Origin of the sequence: Microbulbifer okhotskensis (assembly GCF_023895975.1) — a bacterium.
In the GTDB taxonomy this organism is placed as follows: domain Bacteria; phylum Pseudomonadota; class Gammaproteobacteria; order Pseudomonadales; family Cellvibrionaceae; genus Microbulbifer; species Microbulbifer okhotskensis.
In genome coordinates, this window is sequence record NZ_JALBWM010000437.1 from 1 (window position 1) to 337 (window position 337).

General features: G+C 56.4%; 1 protein-coding gene. It reads left to right on the forward strand.

Annotated features, from left to right (window positions below):
* Positions 1–245: putative holin (locus MO867_RS24465; protein WP_252473425.1), on the forward strand; the 245-nt coding region annotated here is incomplete at its 5' end.
* Positions 246–337: the final 92 nt, after the last annotated feature.

Below are 337 nucleotides of genomic sequence, written 5' to 3' on the forward strand. Positions count from 1 at the left end.
CGCAGCAGTTACCCGTAGTTCTATATAAAACCGCACTGGTCACTGGTGCCGTGGTGCTTGGCTATTGGTTAGACCGCAGCCTGTTCCACTATGCCCGCCCGCACGATTTCTTCCAGCTGTCCCTACGGCTGCAAAAAGATTCCATGGTAGGCGCACGGGAGCTACGGCTTAATGCTTCACTCGCTACACTGCGTCGCGCCCTAATTGTACTGGCCTGTGTGCTCGGCATGACTCTGGGGCTGTAACCATGACCAGAGCAGACCGAAACAGAATCCAGTGGATCGCTGTAGGGTTTACCGGCATTCCCGCGCTGATCCTGGCTCTGGCCATTGTGCTG